Annotated in this window: 13 protein-coding genes; all 13 read right to left on the bottom strand. The window is 47.1% G+C overall.

What is annotated here, in order from left to right; translation table 11 throughout:
* Positions 1 to 54 precede the first annotated feature (54 nt).
* The 13 genes from NV381_RS08555 to NV381_RS08495 all read right to left on the bottom strand — a co-directional run bounded on the left by NV381_RS08555 (position 55) and on the right by NV381_RS08495 (position 20,364).
* Entirely contained in the window at positions 55 to 2,409 is a 2,355-nt protein-coding gene (locus tag NV381_RS08555; RefSeq protein ID WP_258212853.1) for a glycosyl hydrolase family 95 catalytic domain-containing protein, read from the bottom strand.
* 30 nt (positions 2,410 to 2,439) lie between these two features.
* The gene (locus NV381_RS08550) at positions 2,440 to 3,834 is read right to left on the bottom strand and encodes a DUF5605 domain-containing protein (RefSeq protein WP_258212852.1); all 1,395 of its coding nucleotides are present in this window, start codon (positions 3,832 to 3,834) and stop codon (positions 2,440 to 2,442) included.
* A 28-nt stretch (positions 3,835 to 3,862) separates the two neighbouring features.
* Positions 3,863 to 5,287, bottom strand: coding sequence for a DUF5060 domain-containing protein (locus tag NV381_RS08545; protein WP_258213009.1), 1,425 nt, complete (start codon positions 5,285 to 5,287; stop codon positions 3,863 to 3,865).
* 42 nt (positions 5,288 to 5,329) lie between these two features.
* Positions 5,330 to 6,223: a carbohydrate ABC transporter permease gene (locus tag NV381_RS08540; RefSeq protein WP_419182254.1), complete on the bottom strand. Its 894-nt coding sequence runs from the start codon at positions 6,221 to 6,223 to the stop codon at positions 5,330 to 5,332.
* 6 nt (positions 6,224 to 6,229) lie between these two features.
* Positions 6,230 to 7,204 (bottom strand): carbohydrate ABC transporter permease, encoded by a 975-nt coding sequence (locus tag NV381_RS08535; protein WP_258212850.1) that lies wholly within the window; start codon positions 7,202 to 7,204, stop codon positions 6,230 to 6,232.
* The gene (locus NV381_RS08530) at positions 7,191 to 10,157 is read right to left on the bottom strand and encodes an extracellular solute-binding protein (RefSeq protein ID WP_258212849.1); all 2,967 of its coding nucleotides are present in this window, start codon (positions 10,155 to 10,157) and stop codon (positions 7,191 to 7,193) included. Before NV381_RS08530 ends, NV381_RS08535 begins: the two co-directional genes overlap by 14 nt.
* Positions 10,158 to 10,172: 15 nt before the next feature.
* Complete coding sequence (locus NV381_RS08525; RefSeq protein ID WP_258212848.1) at positions 10,173 to 11,294, bottom strand: ABC transporter ATP-binding protein; 1,122 nt, start codon at positions 11,292 to 11,294, stop codon at positions 10,173 to 10,175.
* Positions 11,295 to 11,475: 181 nt separating this feature from the next.
* Positions 11,476 to 12,498: a dienelactone hydrolase family protein gene (locus NV381_RS08520; protein ID WP_258212847.1), complete on the bottom strand. Its 1,023-nt coding sequence runs from the start codon at positions 12,496 to 12,498 to the stop codon at positions 11,476 to 11,478.
* A gap of 70 nt (positions 12,499 to 12,568) precedes the next feature.
* Positions 12,569 to 13,465 (bottom strand): AraC family transcriptional regulator, encoded by an 897-nt coding sequence (locus tag NV381_RS08515; protein ID WP_419182253.1) that lies wholly within the window; start codon positions 13,463 to 13,465, stop codon positions 12,569 to 12,571.
* Between the two features lie 91 nt (positions 13,466 to 13,556).
* Positions 13,557 to 14,624: a sialidase family protein gene (locus NV381_RS08510; protein WP_258212845.1), complete on the bottom strand. Its 1,068-nt coding sequence runs from the start codon at positions 14,622 to 14,624 to the stop codon at positions 13,557 to 13,559.
* A gap of 40 nt (positions 14,625 to 14,664) precedes the next feature.
* Positions 14,665 to 16,821, bottom strand: a complete 2,157-nt coding sequence (locus NV381_RS08505; protein WP_258212844.1) for an MGH1-like glycoside hydrolase domain-containing protein — start codon at positions 16,819 to 16,821, stop codon at positions 14,665 to 14,667.
* Positions 16,822 to 16,915: 94 nt separating this feature from the next.
* Positions 16,916 to 17,923 (bottom strand): sialidase family protein, encoded by a 1,008-nt coding sequence (locus tag NV381_RS08500; RefSeq protein ID WP_258212843.1) that lies wholly within the window; start codon positions 17,921 to 17,923, stop codon positions 16,916 to 16,918.
* A 2-nt stretch (positions 17,924 to 17,925) separates the two neighbouring features.
* Positions 17,926 to 20,364 carry a glycoside hydrolase family 95 protein gene (locus NV381_RS08495; RefSeq protein WP_258212842.1) on the bottom strand — a complete coding sequence of 813 codons (2,439 nt, stop codon included), beginning with the start codon at positions 20,362 to 20,364 and terminating at the stop codon, positions 17,926 to 17,928.
* Between the last annotated feature and the right edge of the window lie 13 nt (positions 20,365 to 20,377).

The following is a 20,377-nucleotide window of genomic DNA, read 5'->3' as shown; positions in this document are numbered from 1 at the left end:
GCAGCGAACAGGCCATCGTTTCCGATGGCCTGTTCGCTGCTTCCAGTGTATTATTTAGATCGTTTCAACCATTTTTGTATCTGCGCTTTGTGACACCTTGTTGGCCTGAAGCACGTAGGTATGGCCTTCGATAACCTCAAACTCGGTCAAATAACCGGCAGCTGAAGTTTCGACTTGTTTCCCGTCCGACTCCACATAGAGAGGTAGCTGAGGCTGCCTGCAGGACACACGGCATAGCTGGGTTTTGGTAGCTCGGATGACACAACGGAGCAGCTGTCCTTCCTCCCACTCCATATCAACCTCATACCCTCCACGGGCGCGAAACCCGCTGAATTTGCCGGTTTTCCATTCCCTTGGCAAAGCTGGAAGCAAGGTGAGCTCTCCACGGTGCGACTGGAGCAGCATCTCTGCAATACCTGCTGTTCCTCCGAAGTTTCCATCAATCTGAAACGGGGGATGATTGTCAAATAAATTGGGCAGTGTTGAGATCGTCAGCAGCAATCGAAGATGCTCGTAAGCATGCTCTCCTTCCTCCAGGCGCGCGAAGAAATTAATAATCCAGGCACGGCTCCAGCCCGTATGCCCGCCTCCATTCTCCAGCCTGCGCTCTAACGTCCGCTTGGCCGCCTCTGCCCATTCCGGAGTGTGGCGCACATGAATTATTTCCCCCGGATGGAGGGCGAACAAGTGGGAAATGTGGCGATGACCCGGATGAACCTCATCCCAATCCTCCACCCACTCCTGCAGCTGCCCGTGCTTCCCGATTTGTGGTTTAGGCAGCTTCTTCAGAACATGCTCCCATTTCTCACGCAAAGGCTCATCCTTATACAGAATCTCGGATGCATCCATGCAGGCCCGCATAAGCGTGTATACGATTTGTGTATCCATTGAAGCACCAATGCTCAGACAACCCACGCTGCCATCAGGGCCGATAAATTTATTTTCCGGAGAAGGGGATGGACCTGTAATAAGACGCCCCTGCTTATCCTCGAATAAGTAGTCCAAGAAAAATTCCGCCGCTTCCTTCATCACAGGATAAGCTTTATCTCGTAGAAATTTTTCATCCAATCCAAACCGGTAATGCTCCCATAAGTGCAAAGACAACCAGGCAGCCCCCATCGGCCATATCGATCCCGGCATAAAGTTTCCTTCAATCTGGGTCGCTCCCCACATGTCAGTATTATGATGGGCTACAAATCCTCCACACCCATACACCCTTTGTGCCGTTTTTCTGCCATTCGGCCTCATACGCTCTATCAAATCAAATAGCGGTTCGTGGCATTCGGGCAAGTTGCATACTTCTGCATGCCAATAATTCATCTCGGTATTAATGTTGATCGTATATTTGGATTCCCACGGAGGGGTGAAGCTCTCATTCCAGATCCCCTGCAAATTGGCGGGATTCGAACCTGGACGGGAGCTTGCCATTAGCAGGTAACGTCCATACTGGAAATATAAAGCGACCAGCTTTGGATCCGCCTCACCATCCTTGAAGCGCTGAAGCCGAACGTCTGTGGCCGGGTAAGCGGTTTCACCATCATCTTTAGCCAATTCCAGCTTCACTCGTTGAAACTTGCTCCGATGATCCGACACATGATCCTGCTTAACCCGCTCATACCCTTTGCTTGCAGCATAATTCAACTGCCTGATACATTCCGCTTGCGGATCCGAATGCCGGAAGGTTGTCGCCGCAGAGAGATAGAGAGTGATCGCTTCCGCTTGACGAATGGTCAGAAAATCACCGATAACACTGACCGAACCGCCCTCTGAAACGGCCTTTACCGCCGTGCAGAACGTAACGCCATTTTTTCCGCATTCCCCGCTCATTGCCACTGTATCTGATGAAATCTTCTTCGTCCCTTCGTCAAATGGCCTCCGGCTCAAATTTAACCGAATATTTAATTTCGCCGGACGATCGCATGTAAGGCGAACTACAATAACCTGATCAACCGCACTGCTGAATACTTCCCTTTCATGCAAAATATCGTTAAGGCAGTAGCTGACATGGGCAATGCCATCTTGAATATCCAAATCTCTGTAATAGTTGGAAATCATCTTTTTCTCGCCATCATGGTATAAATGCATTTCACCGAGTGTCTGGTACGGATGCAAAGATTTAGGTATCGACATTAAACCCATTTGTGCCAGCTCTTCGGCTTCAATCTGCTTGCCCTTCATTAGCAAATGACGTACTTCCTGAAAATATTTGGCGCCATCCGGATTGTCCCCATCAACAGGTCCGCCATACCATACGGAATCTTCGTTCAGCTGTATTCTCTCCGTGTTTACTTTCCCGAAAACCATCGCGCCCAACCGTCCATTACCGATTGGCATAGCTTCCGTCCACGATCTCGCAGGCTTCTCGTACCATAACTTTGAGCTTCCAATTGATTTACGCACTTGCTCCATGAAAGATCTCTCCCTTGATTCAGCTATTTTTTATGAGCAGCCTGACACCTTTCGAATTCTTAACGCATGATAAAGCTTTCCTGGAAGATTGATTCGAAACCGTCCCTCCAACAATTGTGTTAAAGGGGCAATCGTCATGTTCCAGGTGTCAATCACATCTGCTTGATATTTTCCTTCCGGTAACGCAAATTCGCGGAATGCAAACCGATGGGGGCCAAAGTACTGCAAATAGTATTCCCCTCTAACTTCCAAGGTAGCGGCATCAAGCCTGTCGCTGCTGTAGGTCATATGATGCGGAGCATCTTCCAGAATACCCTGCATAAATTCAATCCGCTGGACGCTTTGTCCTCGAAGCTCGCCGCCATGCAATTGCCATAACAGCTCATCATCCCCCAAATAGGTTTCTCCATGGGTCACATGGCCGCCCCGCAGATGCCCCTCCCATATTCGGCACACAAGCTCCTCCGGAGTCAAGCTGCCTAAGCGGGTATCCAGGTTTCCTTCGCAGCCGCATTCTTCGATAATAACGGGCTTGGCATATTGCTTAGTATAATCCGAGGCAACTCTTACATCCGTATGTTTAATGCTTACATGAGTTATCCACGGGGCTCCGAAGTCATAACCCCTATGCGGGCTAAGAATAGTAAGTAAATGAGAGCCATAATCGTATTCTTTAATTATTCGGGCTAATCGGTTCCAGTCCTTTTTTGACCCATTATGCCGATTGTCGTCGGGCTCATTAACGAACGACCACCAAATATTGCGGTAAGCCCCAAGCCGTGCAATAACATAACGCAGGTATCGCTCCTCCTCTTCAGGAGAAAGCCTATTGATACCTCCCATTCCTCCATCCTCGGATTGAAACAGCATAAGTTCAGCTTGAATACCTAAGACTGCCAGCTCCTGTATTCTCTCTTCCAGATGTGAGAAGTAAGTCCTATTAAGTAAATCCGCAGTTGGACTAACGTTCATACGGACTTTATTGAACGGGGACTTGCCAAGTGAACGAAGCGTTAGCTCCTGTACCTGTTCGCTTTGCTGATGCCAGTTATAACAGTTCGTACCGATCGGAGTGTAAGGTGTCCCATCCGCATATTGAAAATGCGTATGATCTTTTACCTCAATAGGCCCATGATTATCAGAAGAAGCCTCTGTACATGTAAATTCTCCTATGAGTCCATCCAGTTTCGAATGATTGCTTGATGTTCTATATTTCCAAACGCCTTCCTGCCTTGGCATATACCTGATGCAGTACTGCCCATTACCATCGTAAAAGCCTTCCGCTTCAGCTGTGTGCAGCTGATGTTCAAATTGGGCGGAAAGCCGAATATCGGAAAAAAAATTTTCCGCACAGGATTCATCCGCATTCAGCATTAATTCATAGATGCCCCAACGTTCAACCTTGTTGGTTAAGTTCAGCTCCATCTCCTCCTTCTAGAGCAAATGTTGATGTTCATGCCTTCACAATACGTAATGCCATATAAGGTTTTCCCGGAAGCTGCACCTTGATTAATCCCCCAAATACATTTTCCATAGGTGTAATTGCCATGTTCCAGGTATCTATAAGCTCAATCCGATATGAACTATTTTCAGGCAGCTCCAAATATTTATAGGCATGCTGATGACGGCCGAAATAGTAAAGCCAATAGCTTCCATCCTGACTAGCCCTTATCCAGTCCGCAGGACCTTCTTCCATGATTTTACGCAAAAAAGCAATTCTATCGATACATTCTCCATACAATCTGCCTCCGGTAGATATCCAGGCCCGCGTCTCCCGGTCAATAAAGGATTCACCGTGTCCGACGCTTCCGCCTCGGGACATAGCTTCCCAGAAACGGTGCGTCATCTCCTCGCCGGAAATATTGCCCCATCGTCTGGAGCTATTGCCTTCATAGGAAATTTCATCTATCACAACCGGCTTCCGGCATGCTTCCCGCCAGCTTGTTGTCAGCTCAGCGTCCCAATGCTGGATGCTCTGATGAGTGATCCATGGCTTCGTGAAATCGTACAGCGACGAAGATTTGTACATTTTGGTTCCGTTATGTATGGAGCGAAGATGCTGGTAAGGGTCAATACGTTGTACAAATTGAAGCAGCCTATCCCAATCTTCAACTGTTTTATATTTATTAAAATCGAATTCATTGGAAAGCGACCACCATACATGTCTATAGGCGCCAAGCCTCGCGATGACGTATTGCAGATAATAACAATCCGTCTCGAAATCCATGCTGTCAAAACCCCAATAGCCTTTGTCATATGGATGAAACAGCACGATGTCCGCTTCAATGCCCAGCTGCATCAAATCATCCAGCCTTCTCTCCAAATGCCTGAAGAAGGAAGGATTAAATCTCGATTTGTCCACATCCTCCGGGCAGGTTCCCGCAAATACTAATGCCGGTGGATTCATATCATGAGTGGGCAGCATACACATTCTGATTTTATTGAAGGGAGCCTGCTTGAGCGTCTTCAGGGTCAGATCCTCAAGACGCTCATCTTCATTGTGAGTCCAATGATAGCAGGTCGTTCCGAATGGGATATACGGCTTGCCGTCTTCGTAGGCGAATCCATAATCATCCTTGACCCGCACAGGACCGTGATTATCCGCAGACGGCTCTATACAGACGAATTCGCCTGTATGACCATCCAGCTCCTGGCAGCTGCTCTCAGTTGTATAGCTCCAGACTCCCAACTGGTCAGGCATAAATCTCAACCGATAGATGCCCTCCTCATCGTAAAAACCATTCACTTGAACCATTCTGTTCTTATATTGAAAATGGGCGGTGAGCCGCGTGTCTTGGAAGGGATTCCCCTCAGAGGGTCCCTTCAAAACAAGCTCAAACCTACCCCATCTTTCTACCTTGCGCCCGTTGTATTCCATAGTCACGGCTACGCTTCTCACTCCTTTACAACGAAGCTGTCGTTATTTGATTCCCGAATGCGCCATCGTAGCTATAACTTTGCTCTGAAACATGAGGAACATGATCATATTCGGCAGAAACAAGAGCATTGCCGCAGCTGCTGCTGCCCCCTGACGCGCTACGTTATTGGCCATACCGGATGTTAAGGTATGAATATAGAACGGGAACGTCTTCATTTCCTCATCCTGCATGAACAAGGTGGAGGTTTCCGTATTCGTCCATGCACCCTGGAAAGCAATAATAGCGATGGTTGCAATAGCCGGCATAATCATCGGAATTACGATTCTTAGAAACAGCGTATGCTCCCTGGCACCGTCCATTTTGGCCGAATCCAGCAATTCATCAGGAAGCTGATCGATAAATTGCTTCATAAGGAACACACCGGTCGGTACGGCGACAAGGGGTAAAACATGCCCGAAGTAAGTGTTCATAATGCCCAGCTTACTGACGACTAAATAACGCGGTATGTCTACGGTTTCCGGCACAAAAACCAGTGTCAAAAGAATCGTTGCGAACAAAAGCTTATGCCCCGGAAATTTATGCTTCGAAATCGGGTAAGCACACATCGCGCTAACAATCGTGATAAGGAACACACCCAGCCCGGTCACAACTATACTGTTGAACATATAACGTGTAACCGGAATCGCCGTACCTTTTGTAATAGCGAGCAGTTCCAGAAAGTTTTGAATGGAAGGATGCCTTACGAAAATATTCGGCGGATACACGAACAGCTCCTGATACGGCTTGAATGCATGGTTTAAAATATAAACGATCGGCAGAAGCATAAAAATACTAAGCGCAATAAGAAGCACCGCCGAAACCTTCTCAAAGGTACTTAAACGTCTTAACCTTGAGCGTTTCCGCCACAGAGTGACCTTTCGAAGCGTCCCTGCCATAGTCATTTATTCGCCCTCCTTAGTGCCAAACAGCTTATTGGCAAACTTGTTGGCAAAGAAAACAATCAACAGGAGGATGACGGATAACGCGGTTGCATACCCTAGCTCAAACCGCTTAAAACCATAGTCGTCAATCTGGCTTACAATCATATGACCCGCATACTGCGGAGTTGGATTCATTCCGGATAACGCCGCCCCTATCCCACTGGATTGGATCGCTCCGACAATTGCCATAACAGCGCCAAACAGCATTTGCGGCTTGGTTGAAGGGATAGTAATATACCAGATTTCCTCCAGCCGGCTCCGAATACCATCCAGCCTTCCTGCTTCATACAGCTCAGGATTGACATTCAGAATACCTGCCAGCATAGCAAGAAAACCAATCCCCATGCTTTTCCACAGCGTGACAACAATCATCGAATTCATCAAATGCTCTTTGCTCGTAGCCCATAATACCGGTTCGCTGATCAATCCAAGGTTTAGCAAAAAGCTGTTTAAATAACCAAGCCTGTCACTGGAGAGCAGCGGTGTCCAAATAATACTCATGGCAACGAGCCCAGCCAGCGATGGGGTGTATAAAGCAAGTGTAAACCACTTACGATAAATGCCAGGCAGGATCGAGATGAGCCAAGCCAGCATAAACGCGCAAATGTAGCCACCAGGACCGATAATTAACGCGAAGGAAATCGTATTCGGCAGCGCGTATTTAATTAGAATCAAATCCTGGGACAACATATACCGGAAATTGTCCCAGCCAATAAAACGAGGAGCTTCAAGCGCATTATAATACATAAAGCTAAGAACAATAGCGCAAAGAACAGGAATCAATATAAATACAATGAAACAGATCATAAAAGGCGCTATAAACAAATAGGAAGCGCGAAAAGCCCAAAGCTTCAGAAAAAAATCGCTTACTTTACTTCTTGACTTGCTCGTGGAAGTATGTGCTCTGCGAAGCGCGTGCACCTCATTGTTTAACATACTTATCCACCCCTTCCCAAGGCTTCGTTATAGTCGGCAGATTCAGCGACCGGACAACATTGCCATCACCATCGACAAATCGGAATTCTTGCATTTTCCTTTTAACTTCCCGGTCAATTTCCGTTATTGCCATCTCAAGCGAGGTTCGGTAATTCATACCATCGACTACAGTCCGATTCCAGGCATTGAGTATTTCGCGTTCCATATAGTAGCTTCCCGGTACATTCGGAATTTCTCTGAACCATCTCCATTGCTCCAGGATGGCTTTTAAATCATCGTTTTTCCATGGAAGCTTTACAAATGCTTCGATATTGGCCGTGTTCCAACGGAACGTCAAACCATTGAGCGTTTCCAAATCGGTGCCGTAGCGCTCCTGTGTTTCAGCGGAAGTCCACCATTTCAGAAACTCCCAGCTCTCATTGGCTTTCTTCGTTTGTTTAAAAATAGCTGAAGATTGCATGCCTCCGCCAATCCAACGCGCAACCGTTCCATCCTCCTGCTTAACGCCTGGAACAGGAGCCACACCCCACCAGCCGTTCAATTCAGGAGCTGCTACTGTCAGCTGGAGATACGTGTTCAAATCAGCTACGCCAATCGGAATAGTGCCGTCACGGAAATGCTGGAAGAAGTTTTCTACCCGCTGGTCAATGGCGTATTTATTTTGCAAATCGGTCCATTTTTTGAATGCGTCAAATCCCTTTTCAGAGCCTAGCCCTGATTTTGAGCCGTCCTTCACTATATAGTCCGCACCATTTTGCTGGAAGAATGCATTATGCTCAATAGTAGAAAAGTTCATCCCATTTTGCTGAAGTACAGGCAGCATCCGGTATAGATCATCCCAGGTATCAGGAACCTGCAAACCCAGGCTTTGCAAAATATCTTTACGGTAATAGAGGACTTGATACGATTGCGTTTCCGGTACCCCGTAATAACCTCCGTTATAATAGAAAGGGGTCCATGAGCCCGGAGCGAAGCGTTTAAAAAAGGTGTCAAAGTCGGAAAATTGCTTCAAATCATAAATGCCGTTACGGATCGCGTAATCAAACGGCAGATCCTGCGGTAAGCCCAAGGCAACGTCCGGGGCAATTCCTGCAGCATTCATCAATAAGAGCAGCTTATCATCCGGCAAAAGATTAATTTTCACCTTAATTCCAGTTTGGGAGGTGAAGCTCTCATCCGCCAAGCTCTGCAGCAAATTGACATAATCCCTCCCTCTGTACATCCAAACATTAAGCACCTTGTCGTCCATTTGGCTCAGCCTTTCTTTGGACTTGAAGGAATTGAAAAAGGTTACAACGGAGCCTTTGAATTTCTCGAACAACGTTGCTTCCATCTTGGGAAAAGCTTTATCAATTGGCGCTACATAAATTTGATCCAATTGAAGAGGCTGAAAGCTGAGCTGCTTGTTCAAATCGGCCACCTTGCCTTGAAGTGTAAACAACCGGCTAGCCTGATATGGAATTTCATCGGGATCCTTTAATAAGCTTTCGATATCCTTTCCAATCGTTACCATACCTTGGGAAACTGCATCCGGACGCCCGTTTACTTCTTCAAGGCTTACCCGGGTTGAATCCAGCTTATCCCTTACAGCCTTCAACTTATCGGTAAAACCGGGGAGGTCCTTATTAAGATTCCAGGTCCTATTCTTATCATCCACACCGCCGGTCATCGTCTTCAATTCCCCTGACAGCTTGAACAGTCCATCCACTATGTTTTCCAATTTCAACGAAATCGGTTTCATAGGTGCCTGCGTGACTCGCATCGACAGGGTATTCGTACCCTTTTGCAAATAAAACTCGTACGGCTTATTCTGATCGTCAACCAGTGTAATTCCTTTCCAGCCTGTCGCATATAAAAAACGGTACTGCTTCAGCTCGGCAAAGGGGACCTTTCCATTGATCATAATGGTCCGAAAGGAGGAGCGATTAGACGTGAACGCCTGCTGCGACCGCATCGCAATTTTATAGTAGCCGCTCTCCGGCGCCTCGAAGCTCCAGCTGACCTCCTGGTTGCCCGATGACCAGCGCTCGCCTTCCAACGTGTTATAAGTAATTTTGCCAAGCTCATACGGCTTCGTAGCAATATCATTATCATAAGCCAGCTGTATGGATGAATCGCTTTTCCACTGCACCTGCTCGGCTTCGATTGTGATAGGTTCTGCCTGAATAGGGGCGGCTCCTGAAGGCTGACGGCTTCTTACCGTCTTATAATCCTCCGTTACAGCAGGTGCTTTGAACGTGATCGATTCGATAGCCATCGGATCGCTTCCTGCCAAACGGAGCTTATGCCTTCCCGGGGTCAAATACCATAGCAGCGGATCTATGTAGGCACCTGATAAATCCCGAAGCTCCCATGACAGCCATCCCGATATATCCTCAGACATCGGGCGAATTTCATCGCCTCTGTCATCCTTGCGAATGGGGAATATGTCCTTCCAATGCCTGTACAGCTCTATAGACTTGGACTCCAAGAAAGCATTTGTGCCATCGATAGAAAGATTAAGTGCGATTGGCTTCCTGCTTTTCGTACCCGTAAAGGGATGATACGACATTTCAATGCTGTATAAGCCGCCTTGTGCGACATCTACCTCGTATTCAATCCATTCATCTCTTACAGCTCCCCAGATCAGTACATTGTCTTTCCCTTTGTACGACCCTGTGGAAATATTCGCATCCGCCGACCTTCCAGCAGTCTTCGAGCCCGGAATTGTAATCCTGCCTGTATGTGCAGACGCAACCCCCTGCTGCTTCCATTGTTCCATTACATCAACATAATAGGGATCCGAAGATTTGGACACATTCACCTCGTTACCTGTACCCGCTGACTTGGTGTTTGCATCCGACGAACTGCTTTTGTCTGCCGCTAAACCAGGAAAAGCGGGGCTAAGTACGAAGACGAGTGCCAGTATGGAAGCCATCCATACCCTAGTTCGCAATAACGCCTTCAACTCCATCCCTCCGCTGTACAATTAATACAAAAGATTCTCTGTTGTGTCTTTATCGAAAAAGAGCGCTTTGTTCATATCGATGGTAAGCGTCAGCTTCTCATCATCAACAAACTGATGATCCGAGCGGGCCCGAACAATAAATAAATTAGGTGCCCCGATATCCATATACAAATACATGTCCGCGCCCATCAATTCGCCTATCCTCTGAGTTCCTTCTATTTGCGTATGACGATTCTCCTGATAAACGGTTGGGTCCAGATGAATGTTCTCACTGCGTATGCCTAACACGATAGTTCGATTGATCTTTTTCTTCTCCGTCAAAATCTTCGACTGGTTCGCTGGAATGGTTAAGTAATAACGATTAGTATGGAATTCCAGCAGCCCGCCTGAGCCTTCCAGCAGCTTTCCTTCCAATAAATTAATTGGAGGAGCGCCAATAAACCCTGCGACAAACATATTTCTGGGATTGTTATAGATCATCCGGGGCGTATCCACCTGTTGAATGATGCCGTCCTTCATAACAACGATGCGATGCCCCATTGTCATGGCTTCAACCTGATCATGCGTCACATAAACCATAGTTACTCCAAGCTGCTTGTGCAGCTTAATAATCTCCGTCCTCATCTGCACTCTCAGCTTCGCATCCAGATTGGATAAGGGCTCATCCATCAGGAAGACGGAAGGGTTCCGGACAATAGCACGCCCGAGGGCAACACGCTGCCTTTGACCGCCGGAGAGCTGCTTCGGCTTTCTTTCGAGATACGGCTCAATTTCCAATGTGCGGGAAGTCTTTTTGACAGCCTGATCGATTTCATGTTTAGGGATTTTACGCAGCCTCAAGCCGAACGCAATATTCTCATAGACACTCATGTTCGGGTACAACGCATAGTTCTGAAACACCATAGCGATATCCCGATCCTTAGGCGGCAAATGATTGACCAGCCTATCTCCAATATAAAGCTCTCCCGAAGTAATATCCTCCAACCCTGCTATCATTCGAAGTGTAGTCGATTTTCCACAGCCGGATGGACCTACCATGACGAGGAACTCTCCATCAAAAATCTCAAGATGAAAATCCTTTACAACGTACCCCTTTTCTTTACCGTAACGCTTTTCTACGTGATTCAAAAGAATGCGCCCCATTATGGCACCTCCATATTTAAATACATATTGATCCATCATGAGAACGGTTTCATTTAAAAGCCGCTAATGATGCAAAATGCCTTCGGAACTAGCTATTTATCCGAATCCGCTTGGCTTTGTCTCATTATACATCCCCGCACATAATAGATTATAGGTGATGTTTACTTACTCTATAGGGTAATCATACTTTCAGCTTATTCGCTAACCAATCGTATGACTTTCGTCCTGAAACCTCATGCTTTCCCGGAAAAAGATCCACTTCAAACCGCTCAATAGCATTCTCAGCTTCATATATTTCATTAAGCACGCGGACAGCTTCCCTTACGGATTGAATGGGGAATAGAGGGTCATGGATACCCGACTCTACAAACAGCCCTCTTGGAGCTATAAGCCCGATTAGCTCCGGAAGATCAGCTTCCGGTAGAATGGACGGCAAATAATTATCAATGCAATGATTCATCGAAAGCAAGCTTCCTCTAAAAGTGCTTGTATACGCACAAATAACAGCAGCCTGGATACGCTCATCCAACGCCGAGCCCAGAGAAGCCAGTAATCCGCCTCCCGAAAAGCCCATGCTGCCTATACGATCCGTGTCTACATCCTCCCGAGTCGCCAAATAGTCCAGCGCCCTTCCAGCTTCGAAAAGTCGCAGCCCAGCCACTGTTCTGCCATATAGCAGCAGTCTGGAGGATAATGAAGAGCATGAGCTCGATTTTCTCGGATCCTTGGCGCTGTCCGCCAACATTCTTCTGTCGCCAAAGCCAAGGATTTCCGGAGCGACAGCTATCATGCCTCTTTGGACAAGCTGTACGGCAAAATGCTGATGGATCCCCGGCTGTGCGTCATCGATCGTTCCATCCGGCTGCAAGCCTGCGATTTCTCTGCTTCCGTATCCATGTCCATGCCAGGCAAGTACAGCCGGAGCCCTTCCCTTAAGCTGCTTGGGAATAAGCACATAGGCCGGAACCCGGAGCTTGCCAACTGTTGAATATTCAACGCGCTCCTCGATGTACGTATCCCTTTCTATCCTGTGGAGCAGAGTTGGCCTCAAATCGGCTGCTTGCTCCGGGAACGGCCCCAAGCTTTCCAGCAGCTTGGATCGCACTCCGATTTTCCTTTCATTCCAGGGAATCGAAGGCGTTTGAGCGTAATATTTATCTAAACTATCATATAAATGGTCTAAGTAATCATCCGGACACCACATCCTATCAACCTCCTTAATGTACAACCAAACAAAAAAGAGCTGTCCGATACAGATGATCAGCTCCTTGAGATCAGAATGAAGTGGCTTTATCTTCAAACTCCTGAAAATTTTGCCGATATTGCCGAGGCGTTATTCCCGTCTTTTTACGAAACAGCGCATGAAAAAATTTCATATCCAAATACCCTACTTGATTAGCAATTTGATAAATAGGAATATCGGTCGATTTTAATAGCTCGCAGCATTTTTGAATCCGTACGTTCTGTAAGTACTGGGTGAAGGTCAGGCCGGTTGTCTTCTTAAACAGACGTTGGAAGTGACTCGCGCTTAAGTAAAAATAATCAGCTACATGCTGGACGGTAATATTCTGCGTGTAATTATATTTGATATAATGAACAACCTCATCGAGCTTGCTAAAAACAGCAGGCTCCGCCTCATTCTTCAATTCAAAACGCTGCAGCAGCACCATAGTTTGGACAACCATAGCGATCAACAAGGTTTCGAATCCGACATTTCGCTTCAAGTATTCACTGTACATATTCAGTATCATAGCGGAAAACGTATCGTGTTTATCTTGAAAATGGAGCCATCGCTCCGAGCATTGGGCCGGATTATAAATGATATTATAGGTGTGAGAATCTTTCTGCAGCAGATGCTTCCAATCATCCAGAAGCTCCATACGAAAGATACAGTTGTATATAACGAGTGTTTTATCCTGCTTGGGAGATGACGGCCGGTAAACATGTGATGTTCCTATCGGAATCACAAACAGATCGCCCTGTTTAATCGGAATCACTTGATCTTCAATGTAGTGATATCCGCAGCCCTCACCCACATAATTAATTTCAATGAAATCATGAGTATGCTGAGCTGTTGTAAACGATTCCAATTCGCGATTTAAGAATATATCCATATTCTCATCAAAGAATAATTCACCACTTAAATGTTTAATTCTGTCACGCAAGACCATCACCTCACTTATAATTCTAGAGCTTCGCCAAAAAAGGGAGCCAGGGTCCAAGAACCTTGCAGCCTGAAAGCCCCCTTAGACGAATTGCTTTTTAATACTCGCTAACCCAGCCTTCTTCCGTAATGCAAACATATTTAATTGCTTTGCGCAGATACGAAAAGGCGATATGCAGCTTACCATCACTTGTCGAAATAATGGAAGGGTATGAATAGCCGATCTCGCTATCCTTATATTCCAAATCTGCCATCTGAACGTTTCTGTAATAAGGCCAAGTACGTCCTTCATCTTCAGAAATAGCTAGCGTGAGCGGCGTACGCAGCGTTTTCTTGCGAAATTCGCCCTTCCGCTGAACCCAGCGGAACTGGTCTCTTTCTAGAGAGGAATTGTTATATACCAAGGCCAAATGGCCATTGTGAAGCTTGGTCATCTGAATCGAGGAATTGTTATTCGGCAATTCGCTTCTCACAGGTGCGGTCCAGGTTTTACCGTTATCATCGGAAACGCTTGTATAGACCCGATCGGCCTGCCGGCTGCGAAATACCGCAAATAATGTACCATCGCTCCGTTCCACAACGCTCATCTGAACCCTGTGAATACTATCCTGTACTTCGTATTGCTTCCACGATTTCCCTTCGTCCTCGCTGATTTGCACAACGCTGTAATGTCCATCCAGTTTGCAATAGTACGCCGGAAGCACCCAATGACCGTTTCTCAGCACTAGCAGAGGCTGTCTGAGAAAGATTCCCGTTCCGTCGAACAGCACCTCGGATGGCCCCCAAGTCAACCCGCGATCTTCAGAAATACGGACAACAACCCGCGAGGTTTTCTGATTATGAGGCTCATTGGATGTGTGAAACAGCCATAGTTTGCCGTCTGGCGCTTGGAATAACAACGGATTTTGTTCCGATCGTTCCTGATCATTAGACAGCTGTACTGGAATACTCCATTGCTCCGAGCCGGCAGCCAATCGGGACATTACTACATTCGTGTCGGGATTCCCCTCACCGCTGCCCGTAAACCAGACGCACAGCAAATCTCCATTGTCGAGCTCCAATAAATTAGCCGCATGACTGTCATTCGGATGAAGTATAGGGAGAAATGCTTCCCTTATATTCGGATTCATCTCTGATTGCGAGACGATTCCATTAAAACGACTCATTAGGTCCCCTCCTGATCTTCTTTACCCAGCAAAATTATTGTCAGTTGGAACGCAATTGCGCCCAAGAAATTTCAGTTCTACATAACTTATCATTCTGATAAACAAGCTTACCCTGCACATATAAGCAGTAGCCTGCTTCCAAATCAATGTTATCAGCTGACTGGGTGGGATTTCTGTAAGTGATTCGAAGCTCTGCACCTTGCACGTTTATGCGATCCAAGCAAAAATAATCTAGCCCTAAATCGATCGGATCCAAAACAATGTAATCCTTCTCAAGGGACAAACCAGCCACATGGGAAATTATCAGATCGATATAATAAGAGTGGTTGTATTCCTGTTCATCACTTAAGGGCTCTCCCGTTTCACTGTTATAATGTTCTACGAGACCAGGCTGCGACAAATCCCTGTTAAAAAAATGAAGGAAGGAATATTCCCGTAAAAAATGAGCGAATTGGCTGTCGAATTGGTGATCTCTCCGTTTACTTTCCCTTGCAAGCGAATCAAGAGCAATCGAATTCGTATAAGGCCAAGTCGGTCCGTCCCATACGCAGCCATTACGGCCTTTAACAAAGTGGCCCATCCAGCCTCCATCCTTGGAATAAGCCGGACAATCTATAGAAACCGATGGGAATGGGCTCTTCGTATTGAATTCCTGTTCATTCAACAAATGCTCAATCATTCCATTAAAACGATCATCTATAATCTCTGCCCAACCTGGATAGATCCCAACTATGTTTTTAACGAATGCTTTTTCATCGGTTTGATAGTGCAGATCATAGAAATACTGTGAGGATTCATCCCACATTTTTTCAAGAATATTCTGCTTTATTTGATCAGCCTGCTGATAGTATGCATCCGCTTCCGGATCTCCCACAGCTTCACCTAATTTGGCAATGGCCAATGTGTTCAAGTAATGATAAACAGCACGATCGACCCTTTTTAGATGGGTATAGGTTTGCTTATCCTTCGGATTTCTCGGGAAATCATGGAAGTACCAGTAGCTAGGCTGATATTCCTTTCCCGTCCGAGTGTGCTTATGCTCGATCATTAAGTGATCGGATTCATTACCGTGAACCTGAGTCCATGCGGCAACATTCTGTTTCATAAAGGGAAGTAATTGTGCTGCGAATTGAACGTTGCGATGCACCAAATATAACTGATAGGCTGCCCAGCAGGAGAAGTTGGCGAAGGAATGCATAATGGTATCCACGGTCAAGCAGCGGAACATACCATCCTCACCAAGGGCTTCCTTCATATTGTGCAGAGCGCCTTCGCAAAATTTCGGATCATGATGCCACCTGGCATCCATAATATGCAGCGGAACGGAAAGATTAATCAGCTTGCTGAATTCCCAGCCTCCCTTGCTGAAGGGTTTCTTGCTTTTTTTATGAGATCTTCCTTCATAGAATAGGGGCTGAGACAAATAGCCATACTGTGGATCTGCAGCATTATGCCTTAATAAAAACCAGCGGTAGAGCCATGTTTTATTCAATACAGGATCACTGCTATCAAATTTAGGCGTTTTATCAAACCAGCTTTGATACTCATTTTGCTGGACTTCCAGCACTTGATCTACAGTTAAACCGCTTTCAACATAGGAGCAAGCCCGTTCCGATAACAGCTCCCGGCTATCCAGTCCGTTAATTCCATACGCAGCAGATACAATAATCTGTTTGGATTCACCAGGCTGCAACCGCATCCCCGTAAATAAAGCAGGATCACTAGCAGCGACTACACCCGCAACATCAAAGCTGTAATGCTCAATTTCAAAGCAGCCGTGCAGTTGATTTCCGTTACGCTCCGAGAATAAATCCTCATACGTTTCCAATGTCAGCACTAACTCTTTATCGCTATGGTTCACCCAGGTTTGACAAGAAACCGCGCAATCATTCCATGCGATGAACTTCTTTTCAACTAAAGATACCCGCCTGTCCTTATATTCCATGAGCAGGTGACTTGGACACCATTCAGTCCTGCACGGTTCATAGCCTCGCACCAGATCGGCCGTTATTTTAAACAAGAGCGGAATATTAACTTTATGTATAAAATCAAACCGACCGGAAAAACCGGGCTCAGGGTCCAGATAATCGGCCCATAATCGAGCACCTGTAGAACCGAGCAAAAACGCTCCAGGCTTGGTGCGCAGCATCTTTCTTCCCGCTCGTAATTCATCATCTAATCGACTATCAACTAGCATGATTTACCCTCCATCTCGGCTTCGTATGGTGGTGTATATAACCTTCAGACGTATTATACAACACTGCATTGTAAAATTGTGGGTGTTTATTAACTCATTGTATAGGGCGATCATACCCAAACCATTTGGTTAGTTTATGGAAGGCTATCCGTTCCCTTTTCCAAGTATACGTAATATACAAATCATCCCCATCCGCTATTATGGCCGGATACGAATATTGCTTTTCGCCTTGATCCAGCAGCATTTCATTTTCCCAGGTAAAGCCGTTGTCATTAGAAAATCGGATCACAAGAGGAGTTCTCGGCCCCTTATGCTTCCCTTCCTCCAATTGTGTAGGGTTATAAACCAGAGCAAGCACCCCGTCACCCAGCTTCACGAGGTCAATACCGCTATTATTATTAGGCAATTCAGTGGGATAGGCTGAACGCCATTTCCTCCCCCCATCTACAGAATCACTGCGGTAAATGACCCCTTCTGTACTCCGGAGGAGCATATGCAATATGCCTGGCTCCGATTCCCATAGGGTCGGCTGAATAATCCCCTGGCCCTTTAAGCCCTTCAAGCTGCTGCGGTCTATGGGAACTGTTTCACTGCGGGTCCAGGTTGCTCCTCCATCCGATGAAAGGTCAACAAACGCATCCCACGCAGGTTCCAGCGAGGCCGGAGCAACGATGGTTCCGTTATGCAGAACTATCGGTTTATTTTTCACGGGACCTCTGCCGCCTCGATCCCCATCCACTAACGGTGCCGGGACTGTCCATGAACGCCCGTTGTCCGCGGATTGAATGACCAGCGTTTCCCAATGCTCAATATCATTTCCAACCTTGTAATATAAGAATAGGATGCCATCAGGTCTCCTGAATAGAACCGGATTCCAATGAGGTACATTCTCTTGATCGGCTACCTTAATGGGCTTAGACCATCCATCATTGCCTCTGTGCGAAATCCAGATGGCAACATCTCCAGCCTTCTCCTTCGTCCCGCCGAACCACGCTGCAATAATTTCTCCCCCTGGAAGCAGCTCCAATGTGGAGGCATGACAGCTGAGAAACGGCCTCTCATCCTCGAAAATGAATTCACTTACAGCATGAATATAGTTCATTCTTAATACTCTCCCTGCGTTTGTGATGAAGCCTGCAATCCTAATCTCTCTTCAGCTTCATAGCAATCTTTGAACTCCGGTAAAGAGATGATTTCGAAACATTGTCCGGCACGGGTTTCAAATGTAATAAACCTCCGTCCCTCCGCAGCCGGACGAATAATATGCCCATCCAGCAGCACTTGTATAGGCTGTTCTGACCATAGACTGCATATCTTGCCCGCATTCGACCTAATGAAAGCTCGTGACAGCATCCCATTGTCCCAAGCCATATCTATCTCGAAGCCTCCTCGGGCTCTAAGTCCTTTAACAGCTCCACCGCTCCACTCGGAAGGCAGCGCCGGCAAGAGTCGAATTATGCCTGCATGGCTTTGCAGAAGCATCTCAACCATGCCCGACATCCCGCCAAAATTTCCATCTATTTGGAAAATATTCTGCTTTACCTTCGGATGCCGGTGAGCATTCATCATGTTCGGATGAAGCCCTGCCAGCAAAGCATGCAGGAAGCGGCTTGCTTCCTCGGGCTCGCCCAGCCTTGCCCAGAAGTTCACGGTCCAGGCGCAGCTCCAGCCTGTATGCGCACCCCCATGGGCTAAACGCCGTTCAAGCGTTGACCTGCATGCTTGCGCCAGCCCGGGCTCTCCGTGCAATGTTACGTGATCCAACGGATGAAGTGCGATCAAATGCCCGATGTGACGATGACCCGGTTCCTGCTCTTCAAAATCCTCATCCCATTCCTGCAGCTGTCCGAAGGAACCTATACGCAAAGGGGGAAGTCGCAGCAGGGCATTCTGGAGCTGCTCTCTTAATGCAGAGTCCAGCTGTAAAAGCTGACCTGCTTCTATGCAGTGCGTAAATAAATCCCTGATCAGCAGCAAATCCATTGTCGAAGCTTTCGTCACACTGCTAGACTGTCCATCCGGTGTGATAAAGAAATTTTCCGGCGAGGTGGACGGGCATGTAACTAGATGGCCATCCGGGCCCTCGACGAGCCAGTCGAGGCAGAAAAGGGCAGCTTCCTTAATGGCCGGAAACGCTCGCCTAAGAAACGCTTCATCCTGGCTGAAAGCATAATGCTCCCACAAATGTTGGCACAGCCACGCTCCCGCCATCGGCCAGAATGCCCAGCTAGGCGAGCCACCAACGGGCGTTGCCGTGCGCCATAAGTCGATATTGTGATGCGCGGTCCAGCCCCGGCAGCGATAATGGACTGCCGCCACCTTCCGCCCAGTGATTCTTAATCCCTCGATCAGCTCAAACAGCGGCTCATGGCATTCAGCAAGATTGCCCGCCTCCGCAGGCCAATAGTTCATCTCAATATTAATGTTGGTCGTCCAACTGCTGCACCATGGAGGCTGCATCTTGTCGTTCCATATTCCCTGTAAATTCGCCGGCTGCGAACCGGGGCGGGAGCTGGAAATGAGCAAATATCTCGCATACTGGAAAAATAATACATATAATCCAGGATCACCATTCCCGTTTCGGACATCTTTGATTCGCTCATCCGTAGGTAGACTGCTCTTATCCTCACCGCACAGCTCAAGCTCGACTCTACCGAATAGAGCTGAATAATCGTCCCTGTGGCGCTCCTTCAACCGTTCATATCCTTGCTGATTTGCTGCCCTAAGCCATGTGCTGCACAGCTCGGATGGATTTTTACCCGATGTGGCCGGATTTTTATCGAACCCGTTGTAGCTCGTTGCTGCGCTTAAGATTAGGGTGATCTCACCCTTGCCGCTGACCGTTATACGTCCTCCGTTGACCTCTACCTTGCCATGATTAGCCGATGCCTGTAATTGAATTTCAAAGCTCATTCCTTTTCCATCCTCATATTGCACAGGCTCCGAGGATTTCACTGTATTGGGAAGAACATGAGCAGGCGCTCGGCCACCAAGTGTGATAGAGTTTCCTGACAAACGGCGAACCGAATATTGCAGCGGACTATGCAGTATAGCGGTAAAGCTGGTCTTGTTCTCGCTATTCAAACGTATGACCATCACTTGATCTACCGCAGAGACGAATATTTCTCTCGTACATAAGCCGCCATCCATACGGTAGCTCACCCGCACCATACCTTCATCCAAATCCAGTTCCCTTCGGTATTCAGAAATCTCGCCAGCCGTATCGAAAATAAGCTCTACATCACCTAACGGCATGTAGGATTCAATATCAGGCCCTTCCATGTATTGTTCAATTATGGCTTCCGCTTCCGTGTACTTTCTCGAAAATATGAATTCACGCGCAGAGTCTAAATGACGTTCCGCATCGAAACGAATGGTTTCCCTTGGTTCTCCCGACCAGAGTGTATCTTCGTTCAAAACGATACGTTCACGGTCTGCTCCCCCATACACCATACCCCCTAACCGGCCGTTGCCGACAGGAAGAGCTTCAAACCAGCTGCGAGCAGGCTGTTTGTACCAAAGTGTCAGTTTCTTGCCGGGCATAAACTCCCCCTCC

This window comes from Paenibacillus radicis (ex Xue et al. 2023), assembly GCF_024722015.1.
Taxonomy (GTDB): domain Bacteria; phylum Bacillota; class Bacilli; order Paenibacillales; family NBRC-103111; genus Paenibacillus_S.
Note: the sequence above shows the minus strand (reverse complement) of the source record. Positions and strands in the feature narration are given on the sequence as shown.